This window comes from Cognatilysobacter xinjiangensis, assembly GCF_014651995.1.
Classification (GTDB): domain Bacteria; phylum Pseudomonadota; class Gammaproteobacteria; order Xanthomonadales; family Xanthomonadaceae; genus Cognatilysobacter; species Cognatilysobacter xinjiangensis.
Map to the genome: position 1 here is coordinate 1 of NZ_BMXY01000010.1, position 584 is coordinate 584.

At 69.2% G+C, this 584-nt stretch carries 1 protein-coding gene; it reads left to right on the forward strand.

Features of this window, described 5'->3' with window-relative positions; all coding sequences use genetic code 11:
• On the forward strand, positions 1 to 534 hold a 534-nt coding region (locus IE066_RS14700; RefSeq protein ID WP_189451286.1), incomplete at its 5' end, for an OmpA family protein.
• Positions 535 to 584: the final 50 nt, after the last annotated feature.

Here is a 584-nt window from a genome sequence, read left to right on the forward strand (position 1 = left end):
CTCGCCTCGGTGGGCGTGGTGATCCCGCTGGGTCCGGAGCCGGTTGCGGCCCCGCCGCCGGCGCCGACGGTGACCTGCGCGGACAAGGATGACGACGGCGACGGCGTCAACAACTGCGACGACAAGTGCCCGGGCTCGACCGCCGGCCAGGCCGTCGGCCCCGATGGCTGCCCAGTTCCGCTGACGATCGACCTCAAGGGCGTGAACTTCGACTTCGACAAGTCGACGCTGCGTCCGGACGCGATCGCGATCCTCGACGAGGCGATCGGCATCCTGCAGCGCTACCCGCAGCTGCGCGTGGAAGTGGCCGGCCACACCGACCTGTGCGGTTCGGACGCCTACAACCAGTCGCTGTCGGAGCGCCGTGCCCGCGCGGTGTACGACTACCTGTCCAGCCGTGGCATCGATGCCTCGCGCCTGGCCGGCCCGAACGGCTACGGCGAGAGCCGTCCGCTGGAGAACACCCCGCAGACGCTGCCGGAGTGCAAGAACGAGCGTAACCGTCGTACCGAGCTCAACGTCCAGAACTCGTAATACGCAGCGCTTGGATGTACCCGCGAAGCCCGGCCTTGTGCCGGGCTTCG